This window comes from Qipengyuania sp. L-5Y, from assembly GCF_056859455.1.
This window is the reverse complement of sequence record NZ_JBSXOM010000029.1, coordinates 24,400-41,034: the sequence shown is the minus strand read 5'-3', so window position 1 is coordinate 41,034 and position 16,635 is coordinate 24,400. Positions and strand designations below refer to the sequence as shown.

11 protein-coding genes are annotated in these 16,635 nt (G+C 58.5%); 3 read left to right on the top strand and 8 right to left on the bottom strand.

The features are described 5' to 3' along the window. Nucleotides 1–430: 430 nt before the first annotated feature. Nucleotides 431–1,381 carry an MlaD family protein gene (locus AC13F2_RS09160; protein WP_006834175.1) on the bottom strand — a complete coding sequence of 317 codons (951 nt, stop codon included), beginning with the start codon at nt 1,379–1,381 and terminating at the stop codon, nt 431–433. Further along, a complete protein-coding gene (locus AC13F2_RS09155) occupies nt 1,354–1,830 on the bottom strand; it encodes a MarR family transcriptional regulator (RefSeq protein ID WP_225082872.1) in 477 nt (158 codons plus the stop codon). The genes AC13F2_RS09160 and AC13F2_RS09155 overlap by 28 nt, the downstream gene beginning before the upstream one ends. A 177-nt stretch (nt 1,831–2,007) precedes the next feature. On the opposite strand from AC13F2_RS09155, the gene AC13F2_RS09150 reads away from it, so the two are divergent. Genes AC13F2_RS09150 through AC13F2_RS09140 form a run of 3 tightly spaced genes read left to right on the top strand, consistent with a single transcriptional unit; the run spans nt 2,008 to nt 6,217 of the window. Further along, the gene (locus AC13F2_RS09150; RefSeq protein ID WP_063511170.1) at nt 2,008–3,135 is read left to right on the top strand and encodes an HlyD family secretion protein; all 1,128 of its coding nucleotides are present in this window, start codon (nt 2,008–2,010) and stop codon (nt 3,133–3,135) included. A 3-nt stretch (nt 3,136–3,138) separates the two neighbouring features. Then, nucleotides 3,139–4,692, top strand: a complete 1,554-nt coding sequence (locus tag AC13F2_RS09145; protein WP_063511168.1) for a DHA2 family efflux MFS transporter permease subunit — start codon at nt 3,139–3,141, stop codon at nt 4,690–4,692. A gap of 37 nt (nt 4,693–4,729) precedes the next feature. Beyond that, entirely contained in the window at nt 4,730–6,217 is a 1,488-nt protein-coding gene (locus AC13F2_RS09140) for an efflux transporter outer membrane subunit (RefSeq protein WP_067506500.1), read from the top strand. Between the two features lie 440 nt (nt 6,218–6,657). Here the strand turns inward: AC13F2_RS09140 and AC13F2_RS09135 are convergent, their stop codons facing one another. The 6 genes from AC13F2_RS09135 to AC13F2_RS09110 all read right to left on the bottom strand — a co-directional run bounded on the left by AC13F2_RS09135 (nt 6,658) and on the right by AC13F2_RS09110 (nt 16,631). Further along, nucleotides 6,658–9,594, bottom strand: a complete 2,937-nt coding sequence (locus tag AC13F2_RS09135) for a TonB-dependent receptor (protein WP_067506363.1) — start codon at nt 9,592–9,594, stop codon at nt 6,658–6,660. Nucleotides 9,595–10,013: 419 nt separating this feature from the next. Then, nucleotides 10,014–10,985: an alpha/beta fold hydrolase gene (locus AC13F2_RS09130; RefSeq protein WP_050599570.1), complete on the bottom strand. Its 972-nt coding sequence runs from the start codon at nt 10,983–10,985 to the stop codon at nt 10,014–10,016. Then, nucleotides 10,982–12,619 carry a flavin-containing monooxygenase gene (locus AC13F2_RS09125; RefSeq protein ID WP_063506924.1) on the bottom strand — a complete coding sequence of 546 codons (1,638 nt, stop codon included), beginning with the start codon at nt 12,617–12,619 and terminating at the stop codon, nt 10,982–10,984. The genes AC13F2_RS09130 and AC13F2_RS09125 overlap by 4 nt, the downstream gene beginning before the upstream one ends. Further along, nucleotides 12,616–14,226: an acyl-CoA synthetase gene (locus AC13F2_RS09120; RefSeq protein WP_006834182.1), complete on the bottom strand. Its 1,611-nt coding sequence runs from the start codon at nt 14,224–14,226 to the stop codon at nt 12,616–12,618. Before AC13F2_RS09120 ends, AC13F2_RS09125 begins: the two co-directional genes overlap by 4 nt. 63 nt (nt 14,227–14,289) lie before the next feature. Next, the gene (locus AC13F2_RS09115) at nt 14,290–15,381 is read right to left on the bottom strand and encodes an acyl-CoA dehydrogenase family protein (RefSeq protein WP_050599567.1); all 1,092 of its coding nucleotides are present in this window, start codon (nt 15,379–15,381) and stop codon (nt 14,290–14,292) included. Beyond that, a complete protein-coding gene (locus AC13F2_RS09110) occupies nt 15,381–16,631 on the bottom strand; it encodes an acyl-CoA dehydrogenase family protein (protein ID WP_063506922.1) in 1,251 nt (416 codons plus the stop codon). The genes AC13F2_RS09115 and AC13F2_RS09110 overlap by 1 nt, the downstream gene beginning before the upstream one ends. Between the last annotated feature and the right edge of the window lie 4 nt (nt 16,632–16,635).

Sequence of the window (16,635 nt, the reverse complement as noted above, 5' to 3'; positions counted from 1 at the left end):
ACACTTCCGGTAATCAAGCACGATGCGATTAGCTGAAGCTGATTTCACCGCGCCAGCCTGGCGGGACGTGGCACCGGCGACATGCAGCGCCGAACAACGAGCTTGCTGAAGCCTTCTTCAGATGACCCCGGCCTTAGGTGCCTAAGCTCACATCGCTATTTTGCGTTAGTTGCCGAAAGATGGTGCCAGAAGAGGCATCACATTCGAACTTCTTTTCCGTTTAATTTCTGATGTTTAGATATTTCGGTCAAGCTGAAAAGCCCGCAAAAGGCCCGCAAAATCCCTCTAATGTATTGGTTCGATGCCTTTTTTAGGACTCGGAATTTCAATTTCAAACTTGACCGCGGAGTAGGTCGTTATCCGCTTTGCGCTCCAATCTCCGCTATTCTACGGGCTGCGCGCTCTGCCCGGAAGCAGTCATCCGTTCGGTTTACTTTAAATCATCGATATTCGTTCCAGCTTCTCTTCTTTTTGGCCGATAGTCTGGGAGGGGAGGATTTGATGTAATTCCCTCAACCTGAATATCTTCGATTTTTTCACTGAGAGGAGCAAGTTCGCGACTAAGCTCGCGAAGGTCCGTTTCACCTTCAACCAAAGAATCTTCGACCGCCGGAATGCCACTCCTTATCTGGGAAAGTTTGTTTTCAGCGTTCTGCACCCCCTCCCTGAATTGGCGAAGGCGTCGTTGCGCGATAGCAGAAGCGCTCCGCCCTGAGATCCGCCGATCTGCATCTCGAAGATTATTTCCCCATCCACCAACCCTTTGCCCTAAGTCTAACAATCTTCCTTTTGTTGAGGCCAATCGTTCGTCCCAACCTTCGGCGTCCGATGCGAGTGCGGCCGTCGTGACTCGAAGCCGGACAAGATCGGAGGTGATCACCCGTTGCTTTTCTGGCTCCAGTCCTTCGTTCAGAGCGCGAATGCTATTTGCCACGGTCTCTACAGTGGCGGTCGCATCCCTCCCCAATAGTCCGGTTTCGTCCGCGGCGGGAATGATCTTTTTTCCTGACTTGTCGGTGTAAATGCCCTGACGACCCCGTCGGCCCTCGAGCACGAGCGCAGCCTCTCCAGTTATCAGATCCGTGCTGATTGTCGCTTCAAGGCCGTGGACTTTCGCCGCAGAAGGATCGAGAGTCAGAACAACGACCACGTTTTCCGGTTCATTTTCCGCCAGACGGACCGATGTTACCTGTCCCACAGGGACTCCCGATAGTGTTACAGTCGATCCCGACTGAAGGCCTTCCACGGAGCGATCAAACTTGATCTGATATGTTTCCTGATTTGGTCTGGGATCGATTAGCCACATCGCGAAAGCGATGGTCGTAAGCATCAGAATGCCAACGATCCACGCCACTAGGGAGAAGTTTGCGTTAGTTTCCATCTAGCACGCCGCCAGCGGTTTGTTCGTCCGGCAGAGGGCCGGTGCAATGAAAGTTCGCGTCCCGCATGCTCCATTCGGTTGTCCGCTATAGAACATGACCGAGGTTCGTCCCCTGGCGCAATCGCCACGAGCGGGGCATCCGGGCGCGTCGAATGTGTTTTGGTTTGAGATCGGCCTAGTCCCAACACGGGCGTGATGCCGCCCCGCCCGTGGCGACCGAATATTGCTATGACTTGCGCAAGCCGCGTCCGGTCACTCAAGCGCGAAGGCGTCATGTCTTCCAGGCCGCTGCTGGAGGATGTGATTTCAAGTCTCCTGGCGATGTCCGTCTGGTTCAGGGCAGGAGCTCTGATGAGCTGCGCCAACACACGCCACTGCGTACGATTGAGGCTCAGCGGCTGTGCTCGGTCATCGAATGCCTTGCGCGCGGCGCGGCTGATCTGGTCCATCATGAAGATCGCTCGATCATCGTGGGTGATGACATTGTCGAGTGCGAGAGTGCCCTCATCTTCTGGCATGAGACATTCCTATCGATCGGAGAAAAATAGTAAAGGACTTTCGCATTTTGTTTTGGCCGCTATATCGCTCGCGCAGCGGCTCAAACGATGGCGAGGAGCGAAATAATCATGGCGGACGAGACAGCAGGGGCTAGCGATGAAGGCGCACGTCCGACGGGGTTGTCCAGTCCGCGGGTCCGGCTGGGTCTGCTGATCGCCGGCATTCTGGTCCTGCTCGCCGGGAGCTACTGGTATTACAATCATCAGACGTACGGCAGATTCCAGCAGTCCACCGACAACGCTTATATTGCCGCCGACAGCGTCATCATCTCCCCCAAAATTGCGGGCTACGTCGAGCGCGTATTAGTGACGGAGAATCAAACGGTCGCGTCGGGCGATGCACTTGTCCAGCTGGACGTGCGAGATTATCGTGCCCAAACGAACCAGGTCGAAGCCCAGATCGCCGCGTCGCTCGCCGGAGCAGATACGGTACGCGCCCAGCAACAAGAGCAGGACGCGGCAATTGCCCAGGCCCGTGCACAGCTCGCAGCAGCATCTGCACAGGCTGGTCTCGCTGCTGAGCAGGTTGTCCGGTACCGCCCCCTTGCCGCTTCGGGAGCGGAGCCGCGCGAGAGGCTCGATCAGCTGGAGGCCCAGGCCAGAGAAGCGCAGGCTCAAGTCGCGGCAGCGCGCGCCGCGCTCACGGCGGCACAGCGCCGACAGAACACGCTTAGCGAGCAGATAGACCAGGCCAATTCGCAAGCCAACGCCGCTCGTGCGCAACTCGAGGCCGCCCGTCTGAACCTGTCATCGACCACGCTCCAGGCCAGTATTTCCGGGCGGGTGGGTGACCTCACGGTCCGACCTGGACAATTTGTCCAGCCTGGCCAACGCCTTATGAGCCTCGTACCGACCGACCGCCTCTACGTGACAGCAAATTTCAAGGAAACGCAGCTCGGACTTGTCCGCCCGGGGCAACCCGTCACCTTGGAAATCGACGCGCTGCCGGACCTCGAGCTATTAGGAAGAGTGGAAAGCATCGCCCCCGGGACCGGGGCAGAATTCTCAATCCTTCCGCCACAGAACGCGACGGGTAATTTCACCAAGATCGTTCAGCGCGTCCCGGTGCGCATATCCATTCAGGCTTCGCCCGAGATCCTGCGTCTGCTGGTGCCGGGCATGTCTGTTGTCGCGAGTGTCGATACGCGCGCCGCTAGAGACCAACTCGATTCGATCCGCAACGCGGCCGGAGACTGACCGATGGCAGGCGCCGCTGCAGCGGTTTCGCCGCCGGTCGAAAAGGCCGATGCTACGGCCTGGATCGCCGTAGCCGCCGGTGCGCTGGGGGCGATGCTGGCAACGCTTGACATCTCGATCGTCAATTCGGCGCTGCCGACGATCCAGGGGGAAATCGGCGCGACCGGAACCGAAGGCACCTGGATCGCGACAGCCTTCCTTGTTGCCGAGATCATCATCATCCCTCTGAGCGCGTGGCTGGAAAGACTGCTCGGCCTTCGCACGCTGCTCATCGTCGCGGTTTCTGCCTTCACGGCCTTTTCGGTGTTGTGCGGCATTGCCACCGATCTGACGACGATGATCATCGGTCGCACCGGTCAAGGGTTCATGGGCGGCGCGCTTATTCCAACCGCCATGACCATCGTCGCAAAGCGACTGCCTCCATCGCAACAGCCGATTGGCATGGCGCTCTTCGGAATGACCGTGGTTCTTGGGCCGGTAATGGGCCCGTTGGTGGGGGGCTGGCTTACCGAGAACCTGAGCTGGCACTACGCCTTCTTCGTCAACGTGCCCGTCTGCGCGTTGCTCCTTGCTTTACTATTCATCGGGTTACCCCATGAAAAGCCCGACTGGGTTTACCTGCGCGAGGCTGATTGGGCGGGAATAGCTGGTATGATCCTTGGGTTGGGTGGGCTGACCATCGTTCTGGAAGAAGGCCACCGTGAGGAGTGGTTCGATTCCACGCTGATCGTCCAGCTCACACTGATGACGGTCGTGGGTTTTGCACTTCTGACCTACGGACAGCTTTACGCGCGCAAACCCGTGCTCAAATTGCGCCTGATGCTCAGCAGGCAGTTTGCCAGCGTCGTGGTGATGGCACTGGCGCTTGGCATGGTCATGTATGGCTCGACCTACGTGATCCCGCAATTTCTCGCGATAATTTCCGATTATAATGCCTTGCAGACCGGACTTGTGATCTTCTGGATGGGCGTTCCGGCTTTCCTGTTGATGCCCGTTCTCCCGTTCATGATCCGCAGGATTCACATCCGCATTGCGGTCGGCGCGGGCATGTTCATCATGGCGCTAAGCTGTTTCGTCAGCATAAATCTGACAGCGGAATCGGGAGGTGGAGTGTTCACCGAAAGCCAGTTCCTGCGCGGCATCGGCATGATCCTCACGATGATGTTCCTCAACCAGGCGACGGTAGCTTCGGTTGCCAAGGAGGATGCCGGCGATGCTTCGGGCATCTTCAACGCGGCGCGAAACCTAGGGGGCTCTTTCGCGCTCGCCGGGCTTGCTTCGTTCCAGGACCAGCGCCTGTGGCATCATAGTCGGCGGATGGAAGAAACTCTCAACGCCAACAGCCCCCGGCTACAGGAATACCTGGACACCATGACGGCGTCGTTGGGCAATCCACAGGCCGCGCTGGAGATGCTTTCCGGCATCATTCAGCGCGATGCGTTCGTGATGACCTACAACGATGTCTTTTTCGCCATGGGCGCGATTACCCTGGTCACGGTGCCGCTGGTACTGTTCCTCAAGCCTCTCCCGAAGAACTTATCCCTTTCGATGCACTGAGAACTCTATGCGCAAGACCCTAACCCTCCTCGCTCCCATGGCGCTCCTCGCGGGTTGCATGTCCGGTCCCGACTATGCCGGCCCCCCGCAACTTGCGACCGACGCAGGCAATGCGTTCGTACGGGCCGGCCCCGAAATCGATCCGTTGGCGCCGATTGCCGGCGACTGGTGGACGCTGCTCGGCGATCCGGTTCTCAATGAACTTGAGGCGCGTGCGCTGGCCGGCAATCCGGGCGTGGCCGCAGCGCGCGCTCGCATCGAACAGGCAAGGGCTTCTGTCCGCCAGGAGCGCGCCAACCGGCTACCCGCCGTGGCTGCGCAGGCGACTGCGGTCCAGGCGAATATCCCAGGGCTAGATATCGGCAGCGGCCCGCCCCCGGGATCGCCCGGCGCTCCTGCAGACACCGAAGAGCAGGACAGCCTCAGCGTCTACAACCTCGGGCTCAACGCAAACTGGGAGATCGATTTCGCTGGGGGGCAGGCACGGCGTGTCGAGGCCATTAACGCTCAGGCTGCGGCCTCGGTGGCGAACGCCGAGGATGCGAAAGTCCAGCTCGCCGCCGAAATCGCGCGGGCGTATGTGAGCCTGCGAGAAGCGCAAGGGCGGCTCGAGCTTGTCCAGCGAGAGCGCGACTTGCAGCAGCAAATTCTCGAATTGACCTATCAGCGCTATACACAGGGCGCTCTCGCGCTGTTCCCGGTCGGTAACGCGAACGCCGAGCTCGAACTGCTCAAGTCGCAGATCGCGGAAGCTCAAGCGGACATCGATGTATTCAAAGACACGCTCGCGGTGCTGACGGGCGAAGCGCCCGGCGCACTCGACGGGCTCCTGGCGGCTCAGGCCGAAATTCCGCTTCCCCCCGAACGGGTCGCGGTGGGCGATCCCGCAGCGCTAATAGCGCGGCGGCCGGATGTTCGAGCCGCCGAACGCATGCTGGCCGCGGCGAATGCGCGGATTGGCGTGGCAGAGGCTGCTCGCTTCCCCAAGATTTCCTTCATGGGGATTCTCGGTTTGGGCGGATCGGAGCCCGACGACATCCTGGACCCGGGCAACTTATCGGCAATCGCTTTGCCGCGGCTACAGTGGAACCTGCTTGATTTCGGCCGCACGGCAGCATCGATCGATCAGGCCGAGAGTGCGCGCGACGAGGCCGAAGCGCGTTATGTTGAAGTGGTCCTTGGCGCACTGCGCGACGCCGAACAATCGCTTGCCCGGTTCGGGCAACAAAGAGCCAACGTAGCCGCGCTGGCGCAGATCAGTCGACAGGCCGACACGGCTGCGGAGCTTAACGAGCAACGCCGCGCCGCGGGGGTAATCTCGCAAGGCGAACTCAACACTTCGATCCGCAAGCGCGAACAGGCCAGAGCAAATCTCGATCGGGCGATCGCCGCCATGACAAATGGCTGGATCGCGATCCAGAAGTCGCTTGGGTTGGGATGGGTCGAATTGTCTCGCGACAATCGCACGTCGGTTGAGCCTGCTCCGGTCGATCGAAAATCAGTTATGAAACCTGAACAGAGTTAGGATAAGTTTTCTCAGAAGTCTGCCCCGCAGCCCCTTCCAACTTTTCCTAACGCGTCAGCACCTCGTGCACTTTGACCCAATCTTGGATCATAGGGGTCAGCATGTTTCCGCCTTTCGCAGAGTGCGTTTGCCAGTATCACCATCGGATATCCCGATTGCACTATTCGGTGACTCTTCATTGTCGTATCTATGTAAGGCCTTAAGCTTTCCGCGAGCATCTCGTAGCGACATCAACGAGCGATCGTAAAAGCATTTCGAGTGCAGCTCGCATTTGGCCGGTTCGATGACCGCCTTGTCGGTAGGCTTACGAGGCGGTCATCGAGCATTACGCCGCTCTGGAAAAGCTATAAAGTCATGGGTCGAAATACGAACTAGCTGGCACTGTCCGTTCGGGTCGTTGGGAGGACCACCAATCTCCCCGCCAACACGATCTGGACCTGTTAGAAACTGAACCCCAAAGCAACACCATATCTACGAGGATCCAAAGTGTAGATATTGGTAAAATTCCCCGAGGATGCGTCGGTCAAGTACAAGCCTGTCACCGAGCTGCTGTCGAAAATGTTCTGAACAAATCCGCGCACGAACCAACGCTCATCCGCACTGTTCAACTGCACGATCGCGTTGGCTTGCACGAATGGCTCGATCCGGTTGACCCTGCCGTTAAAGATATTGCCGTATTGCTCACCAGTCAGCGCTACGTCCACGCGAGGAACCAGAGTCATGCCATTGTCGAAAGTGGCGGTGTACTGCACACCCATCGAAACCTTCATTTCGGGGGCCTGCGGCAACTTGTTCCCTTTTAAGTTGACCTCTACGCCAGGGCTTAATACCGCAAGGCCGCTGCCCGCCGGAACGGCTCCGGCCAAGACATCGCAAATGCTGAATGCGCCGCTTGACGCAAGATTGCCGTCGTTAGGAAATTCTTCGGGACCACGAAGACCCAGAGCTGCGTTCACTCCGGCGACGAATGCGTCGGCCACGCCGGGGGCTGGCCCGGTTACGGCACAATTAGCACCGTTGCTGATATCCTTGATGATGACGGCATCAGGATCGCCGCCACCCGGGTCGCGCGGATTGGAGAAGAACTGGTCGCCGGCAACTTCCGCGTTGAGATAACTGAACGTCAAGTTGACAAGCCAATCGGGATCGGGCCGGATAACGGACTCTAGTTCCACACCCCAGATATCGGCATCGATAGTATCATTAACTGAGGTACGGGCGACGATGCGGCTAAGCTGCAACCCGCTATACTTATAGTAGAATGCAGTAGCGTTTAATTGCAGTGCGCCATTCGCAAAGGTATTTTTCGATCCGATTTCAAATGCGTCGATGGTTTCTGATCCGAAGCTTTCAGCCACATCGAAAACGGGCGAAAGGGGCGGGTTGATACCCCCGGATTTATAGCCCCTGGCATAAGATGCGTAAATCGAATTGTCAGGCGTAACTTCGTAGTCGAGCACCGCACGCCCGGTTATTTCATCGAAACCTACTTCTCTAAATTGCGTCAGCTGCTCACCTGGCGTACCAGGATCGGCATCAAAAAGACCAGAGGGACCGGTTAAGGGAGTGATCGGGCTGTCGAACGGCTCCCCGTCATTCGCGTAAGGATTGAGGAAGCTAATCAAGGTCGTGCGCGCAGTCACGTCTTTCTTGTCGTCGTTATACCGCAAACCTCCGGTGAAGGTCAGACGCTCGGTCAGGTCGACGTAGATCTCCCCGAACACACCGAAGCTCTCAAGATTAGCCTCGAGAGAATTGTTGCGGTACATGGATGTTGCGAAGTAGGATGGCGGTGCACCGCCTGCCAAAGTACCAAACGATCCCAGAATGGCACTGGCGTAGTCAAGCGCGAATGAGTTTACATAGTAACTGTTGTCGGTAGTCTTGGACTTTGCATAGATCCCTCCGAGCAGGAAATTGAATGCTCCGTCGAAATCACTGGAAAGGAGGATTTCGCCGCTCCAGGATTCGCGTTGCTCTGAAGACCTGTCGAAGGATAGCGGCGTTTCGCCGCACAATACATTACCTTCGAACGCGCCCCTGTTCCCATCATCGTTATCGGAGGTGCACAATACGCCCCCTGGGCCATTGGGGATGAGAGCCTCCACAATCGGGGTAAAATACGCCGACGAACCTGGCACGAACGCCGGTGCAGGTGCGGGGAGGCCGGTAGGCAAACCGTTGGCCGCGAAGCCGGACAACACGTTCAAGGCCGTAGCAAAGGCGGTACGATCCTGAATGCCCAGAAAGTAGTCCTGCCGGGAATCGACTTCGGTGTCCTGATAAAGACCGGTTGCAGTCAGTGTCATAGCTCCGATGCGCTGCTCGAGACGGGCCTGTAGCTGCACTTCATCGGCAAAATAGAATGGAGTATACGCCGTGTTTACCGTGCGCACATCGTCGGGCTTATCGAATCCTGCAAATGCATCGGGGCCGTACAGGCTTCCCAATCCCAGTACTGAGGGAATTCCCTGAATAGCGAAGAACTCTTGCGAACTGAGCGTTGCGCCGACTGTGGAATTGGCATTGGTGATGTCAAAGTCGCGGCGATTGTTCAGACAACCCAGCACGCCGAGCGGGTCACGCTGGCAGGCCTGCTTTTGATTACGTAAACGGGTGTCATCTTCCCTGAAATAATATGCCATGAAGTCGAGAGTGGTATCGGCACCGGGTTCAAAACGAAGAGAACCACGAACAGCGTACATGTCTCGGTCGTCGACATCCGAATTGTCGAAAAGGTTTGTGGTGTAACCGTCGCGATTCAGAAAGAATCCGGCTACCCGAACGCCGATAGAATCGCCGATCGGGACATTGACCACCCCCTCGGCCTTGATGCTGTTGTAATTCCCATACTCGAACTCTCCGGCCGCGCCGAAAGAACCGAGGTCAGGCTTGGCTGTCACAAGGTTGACAACACCCGAGGTAGCGTTGCGGCCGAAGAGGGTGCCCTGCGGCCCCCGTAGGACCTCAATTCGCTCAAGGTCAAAATATTCTGTTTCGAACAGCCGGGTACCAAAAAGAGGGGAACCATTGATATGGATAGCCGTCGCTGCGTCACACGTCACACCAACACAAAGATCGCCGATACCACGGATGGTGAAGGACGACCCGGTGAAGTTGCCCTTCGAAAATGAGACGTTCGGGAGCGTCAATTGAAGGTCAGCAGCGTTTTCGATCTGCTGGCTTTCGAGAGCCGTAGCATCGAAGGCACTGACCGCGATCGGCACCTCTTGCAGACTTTGAGATTGGCGTTGGGCCGTCACGATGATTACGGATCCTTGGGGTTCCGCCTCATCAGTTGTGGAATCCTGCGCTAAAGCCATCTGCGGCCAAGCCAAGATGGCCGAAGTGGCGAGCACCATCGCTCTCAGTGTCATATAGCATCCCTTCCCATCTCTTCAGTGCGACGATAATTGGCTCCGCCGCTTACTGCAAAATGGGGCGACCTCGAGGGTCGCCCCTTAGTCTGTGGAGAGGAGAGGGAAAGAATTAGCCCAATCCCCGTCCATGGGCATATACGTCCGCGTGATATTAGTAAAGCGCCTTATCTTTTGACCCCATGGGCCACGATCCAGATCGCACGCGGAGTGAACGTTTGCTAAAGATCAGCAATGGTTGGCGCGCTAAGCGAGTTGCTCCCGATAAAGCTTTTGCCCCAGCTGGCATCGAGACCAACGAAGCGTTCGTCGTGCCGACGGCGACAATGGTTCGGATATAGTACAAGATGAATATGAACGCCCTTTGCCCCCATCTCGCTGGCCTCTGACCAGGAACCAGCCTCTTAGTATGGGGGATCTCAGAGGCTCCAAAAGGCCAGTACCGCCCGAAGCGCAGCGACGAACGCGAGCGGCTGATCCAGCATGAGATGATGGCGTGCATCGGGCACTGCAACAATTGGTATCTTTCCCCCTCCCAGTTCCCGGATATAGCGGGCGGAATCGCGATCAAAGAGCTGACTTTTCTCGCCGTACACAATCGCTTTGCGCCCGGGCGCATCGACCAGCCTCTGGCCTACTGTCAGCCATTCGTCGGGCTTGTTGCTGCGCCGGAACACTTCGGGAGAAAACTTCCATGTCCACTCCTCGCCATCGCGGCGGAGAGAGTGATAGGCCATGTAATCCATCAGGAACGGCTCACCAACTGCCTGCGGCGGCGACAGGATATACCTCTCGCGCGCCGCTTCGTAGGTGGGGTAGCGTCGCACCGGTTTGTCAGGATTACCCGACCCGGGGCTCGATCTGCCCATGGTCCAGTATTTCTCCAGCTTTTCGGGCCGCATCACCATGAGATCGCAGACAATAACGCCGGCGAAGGCATCCGGCGATTGGGAAACGGCGGTCAGCGCTGCACCCGAGCCGAAGCTATGGGCGATGATCGTCGGTCTGCTTCCATCCGCAAACAAATCGAGCGCTTCGCTGATCTCGACAAATTCCTTTCCCCGCGCAGCTATATCGGCCACGCCGCGCATCTCGCTATCGCCCATACCGGCCAGATCGAACGCCACCACGTCGTAGTCTTCGGCAAGGTACGGTGCGATGAAGGCAAAGCAGCGGGCATGGGCGAGAAAACCGTGAGTCATGAGCAATTTGGGCCGGTCACGCCTGCCCCAGCGAAGATAATGCACCCGCGCGCCACCAACCTCTACGAAGCCTTCCTCACGGGGCACGCTCAGCGCCCAGGCGAACCATTCGGGTATATCCGCCCCGTCGCCGGCCCATACGGGATCAATATCTGTTGACCCGTCGTGGATTGGTTTCATTTCATTCATTTCGGCGCAGTCTCCATACCGGATAGTGTATTCCTGATAAAACCACGATAATCGTGCCGTGCGACATCGTGGCATAGATCGGCGTAACCAGATACGCTGGGGAAATTGATCAGTTGTCGGGGTTTGCCGGGAATATTGGCGCCCATGTACCACGATTCAGCCTTGGGGAAGAGCGTCATCGACCCTACTTGGGCGACCATATCGGTCCAGCTTCGCTCGGCCAGCGCATCGGCTTCGAAAAGGCCGATCCTGTTATCGCGCAGCCAGATCCGGAAATCGCAGATCCAGTCACCCTGGATTTCGGCGCTTGTCGGACCGTTGGAAAAGCCTGAAGGGCTGAGCGGGCCGTAGGCGAACAGCATGTTCGGAAATTGGGCGACGGCCATGCCCAGATAGGCTTTGATCTCACTCTTCCATGCTTCTGCCAGCGCCAGCCGACCGCGGCCGGTGATGTTCATGTCGATGAGCCCGCCACGACCGGCATCGAAGCCGGTCGCGAAGACAATGAGATCGCACGGGATCATGCCAGTGGCTGTTTCTATCCCGGCCTCGGTGACGCGAGTGATCGCGGTGTCGTTCAGATCGACCAGCGTAACATTGTCTTGTGCGAAGATCTCGTAATAATTCTGTTCGAGCGATGGTCGCTTGGTCCCGAAGGGATGTGGCGGCTCATCGGGAGCGAGCTTCTCGGCAATGGTCGGGTCGCAGATCCGCTCGCGCACCTTGTCACACCAGAACTCGTAGGCGTGGCGATTGGCGTCCTCGTTCGTCAGTATGTCAGCGAAATTATGATACCAGAAGCGCAACCCTCCTCGCTGCCACAAATCCTCGAAATGCGTAGTCCGCTCTTCCTCGGTCACAGCCAGGGCCGAGATGTCCAGCGATTGGCATTCGAAACCGCCACTTGTCGTAAGCCTTTTGTGGAAGACAGCGGGATATTCGGATTTTTCGCGAAGCTGACGATCAGCGTCCAGTTTTTCCTGCCGCATGGGAAGGGCGAGAATCGGGGTTCGCTGAAAAAGCGTCAGCTGCTCCGCGCAGCTTGCCGCCTCCTGCGCCACCTGTACGCCGCTGGCACCCGTGCCGATCAGGGCGATCCGGCGGCCGGAAAGGTCGATGCCTTCCTGCGGCCAGCGGGCGGTATGGCACCATTCGCCTTCGAAATCGCTAAGGCCCAGGATATCGGGAATGTAGGGTTTCGAGGCGAACCCCAGGGCCGGCAAGAGGAAACGCGCGCTTACTTTTCCGCCATCGTCGAGCTTCAATCGCCAGCAGGCGGTGTCTTCATCGAACGGCGCGCTTTCGACCCGTGTTTTCATTCGCATTGCCGGCCAGAGGTCGAGCGTATCGCAGACGTGGAGGAAATAGGCGCGCAGTTCTTCCCAGCCTGGAAATCGTTCGCTCCACGTCCAGCTTTTCCATACTTCCGCAATGGAAAATTCGTAAAGTGGAACCTGGGAATCGACCCGTGCTCCCGGATAGCGGTTCCAGTACCAGATTCCGCCCGGCTGCTCCGCTGCGTCTACCAGCAGAACATCGAACCCCGCCTGACGCAGCTTGTAAAGCAGGTATATTCCGCTGAACCCGGCCCCGACGATTACGACATCATAGTCAGGAGGGGGCGAATGGCTCACGAGGCCCCGGCACCCGCTTTCGCGATGTCTTTAGCCGTAGTATAATCCGCCTTGCCGTTTGACGCGCGCAAGGCGGTTTGCGTTGGGCAAATCGCCTTGGGCGTTTTGTAACCTGCCAGTTGCTGGCGCACGTGATCCTTGATCGCTTGCGCGTCGAAGTCCGCATCCTGGGTCAAATGCACCACAGCGGTCACCGCTTCGCCCCATTTTTCGTCAGGCACCCCGACGACAAGCGCGTCGGCAATGGCGGGATGGGTTTTGAGCACTTCCTCCACCTCCTCGGGGTAAACCTTTTCACCTGCGGTGTTGATGCAGACGCTGCCGCGGCCCAGCAAGGTCAGGCTTCCATCGGATTCCACCCGGCACCAGTCGCCCGGGATGGAGTAACGCACGCCATCGATCGTCCTGAAAGTCTTGGCCGACTTTTCCGGGTCCTTGTAGTATCCTGTGGGGATTGCGCCCTTGCGGGCAATAAAGCCGGGCACGCCGCTCCCCGCCTCGACCTTCCGGTCGTTCTCGTCGAATACGTCGCAAAATTCCCCGATCCCGAATTTCGCGGTGTTGGTGCCGCCCTGTGCGGTCGTCACCGACAAGCCGTAGCCCAGCCCTTCCGAAGCGCCAAAACTGTCCATGAGGATGACCTGGGGGATATGTTTGCACAGGCCCGCCTTTACCTGTTTACTCCACATGACGCCGGACGAGATGATCGAAATCAGGCTGCTCGTGTCCCAGCGCTTCGGGTGGGCGTCCAGCGCCTGCAGCATGGGTTTGGCAAAAGCGTCACCGACAATGGCGATGCTCTGCACCTTGTGCTGGTCCACCGCATCCCACAATTCTTCCGCGTCGAAGGATGGATCGGACAGCGTGACGATGGCCCCGCCCGACATGAGCGTGCCAATAGCAGTAATGAACCCGGTTCCATGCATCAGCGGGCACGCCGGCAAAGTGATGCGCGCAAGCTCGCCCTGCTTCACCAGGGCCACCATTTCCTCCATGGTCTGGGGAACCGGACCCAGCAGCTTTTGCGCGTCGAGCTGAGCCTTGCGCATATCATCGTGTCGCCACATCACGCCCTTGGGCATGCCGGTGGTACCGCCTGTATATATGAACAGCAGGTCATCGGGAGAACGCTCGATATCGAGAGGCGCGCCGTTACCTTCTACAAGTTTTTCGTAAGGAAGCGCGAAGGAAGCGATCTGCGAAGCATCGCCGATTTCTACAAATGTATGAACCTTGGTCAACCGTTCCTTCAGTTCAAGAATGCAGTCGCGGAACTCGGAACTGTAAACAATTACCTCGCTATCGGAATCGTCGAAGATGTAGAAAACCTCCTCGGGACGGTAACGATAATTGATGTTCACGTGCGTGAGGCGGCCCTTGAAGCACGCGGCCATCAATTCCCCGTATTCGGAACGGTTGCGCATGTAGAAGGCTATCTTCGCCCCGTCGCCTGCACCTTGCGCGCGCAGATTGCGCGCCAAATTGTTCGAACGCTTCGACATTTCGGGCCAGCTAATGATCCGGTCGCCGTGAATCAGCGCCGGAGCATCTTCCGGGACCGCAGGTTCGATTGCATCAAGGATGTCGCCAAGGTTCCAGTCGATCACGTATTAATTCCTCTCTCCTTGGTGGCCACGATTTTGTCGGTAGCGTGCGCCTAATTCATCGTCTCATGCGACCTGCGTCCACCCCTGCAAGGCCGCTGCTTCGGCCCGGACCGCTTCGGGACTTCCCAGAACCTGGCGGTCGAAACCGATTCGCTTGAACCAGAAATGCAGACCTAGGAGATCGGTAAAACCCATCCCCCCATGCACCTCGGTTGAGGTTCGGGCGACAAAACGGTGGACTTCGCCCGTATGTGATTTGGCATGGCATGCCACCAGCGAAGCCTCGTCGGGCGTCGCATCGAACGCATGGGCGGCATACCAGACCAGCGAACGGCATGGTTCATGGCGGGCAGCCATTTCCGCGCACATATGCTTGACCGCCTGGAAGCTGCCGATCACTCGTCCGAACTGTTCGCGCTGCCCGGCATAGTCGACCGCTTTTTCGATCATAGCCTGGCCCGCACCGAGGCTATCGGCGGCCAGGAGCACCCGGCCGGCGTCCCGCAGGCGCCTGACTGTGGCCCCACCATCGTCCGCGAGAGCCTCGCCCGCTACGCCAGAAAACCGCAGCTCCCCTACGCTCCGGGTGCGGTCGATCGTTTTGAGAGCAACCTTCTCCAGACCCGCAGCATCGCCAGCTACGAAGTGCATACGACCGGCGGTATCGGCTACCAGAAACGCGTCGGCTTCCAGGAAGTCGAGCGCGAACAAAGCCGTTCCGTCGAGCTTTGCGCCGTCGAAGTCCACGCCTGCCCGGTCCCGGATCTCCACCGTTTCCGCGATCGCGACGGCGATTTGCGCCTCGCCCTTCGCTATCCTCGGCAGCCAGTGCGCCTTCAACTCCTCGCTACCGCCCTGTGCCAGCGCAAGGGGTGCCAGTACATGGGCACCGATAAAAGGCACCGGCGCGACGGCATAGCCGAGCTGCTCGGCCACAGCGGCGGCATCGAGCATTGTCATCCCGAGCCCGTCATGTTGCTCGGGAACCATCATTCCCCAAATGCCGATTTCGCCCAGCGCCGAACGCACGTTGTCGCTGAAGGGAACCGAGCCCTCCGCGCATTCGCGCACATGATCGAGCGGACAAGTATCAGCAAGAGTGCGGCTGATCGCGTCGCAGAGCATCTCTTGGTCTTGCGAAAGTCCGAAATCCATCAGGCGGCTCCCTTATTCTGCCCGCTTGCAACGGCCGTCGCCTGTTCGACGGCGGGAGGCGTTGCGAACTTGGGTTCGCGCGGCATTTCCAGCCCGCGTTCGGCGATGATGTTCTTCTGGATCTGGGCGGTGCCTCCACCGATGATCAGACCAAGCTGGAACATGTAGTTCCACTGCCAGGCACCGTCTTCGCGCTCGCGCTCGCTTCCGTGATAGAGTATGCCCATCTCGCCCATTGCGTCGATCGCGAGCGCGGAAATCTGATGGGCGAGCTCACAGCTCTGCAGCTTCACGACAAGTTTCGCCATGCCGCCGGCATCCCCCCTAAGGCTGTTCGACAGGATGCGCATGCCGTTGAATTTCATCGCCGCGACTTCGGCTTGCAATGCAACCAGCCGGTCACGCAGAACGGCGTTGTCCATTGCGCAACCCTGGCCGATGCGTTCTTTTTGCATCAGCCTGACCAGCGCCTGGAGCCGGTTTTCCAGTGCATCGGGGTCGCCCAGCATGCCACGTTCATGGCCCAGTGTGGCATTGGCCACGTACCACCCCTGCCCGCGCTGCCCGACGATCTGATCCAGGGGAACCCGCACGTCGGTAAAGAACGTTTCATTGAACTCGGCATGACCGGTCATGGTCTTGAGTGGTCGGACCTCGATCCCTGGTGTGTCCATCGAGAAGATCAAGTAGGAGATGCCGCCGTGCTTGGGCGCGTCCGGTTCGGTCCGAACAAGGCAAAAGATCATGTCCGCCTGCTTGGCCGTGCTGGTCCAGATCTTCTGTCCGTTGATGACAAAGTCGCCATTTTCGACGCGGGCGCTGGTCTTGAGCGCGGCGAGGTCCGATCCCGCTCCAGGTTCCGAATATCCCTGACACCAGACTATCTCGCCATTTAGGGTCGGCTCGATCCATTGCCGTTTCTGGGCTTCGGTTCCGAGTTCCAGCAGCGTGGGAACGAGCATGGAAATGCCCTGGTTCGCAAGGCCTGCGGGGATGCCAGCGCGCGAAAATTCCTCGGCAATGATCCGCGATTTCAGGATGTCCGGCTCGGCTCCGTATCCGCCGTATTCCTTGGGAATCGTACGCGCCGTGTAACCATGCAGGATCAACAGCTTTTGCCATTCGACGGCTTCGGGGGAAGGGCGCGCGGCACGGCCTTGGCCATCGGGTGCGCGGTGACCGTGGGTTTGCAGGAACTGGCGCACTTCCTCGCGAAACGCGTCATACTGGGGTCCGTAGTCGAGATCCATCTTG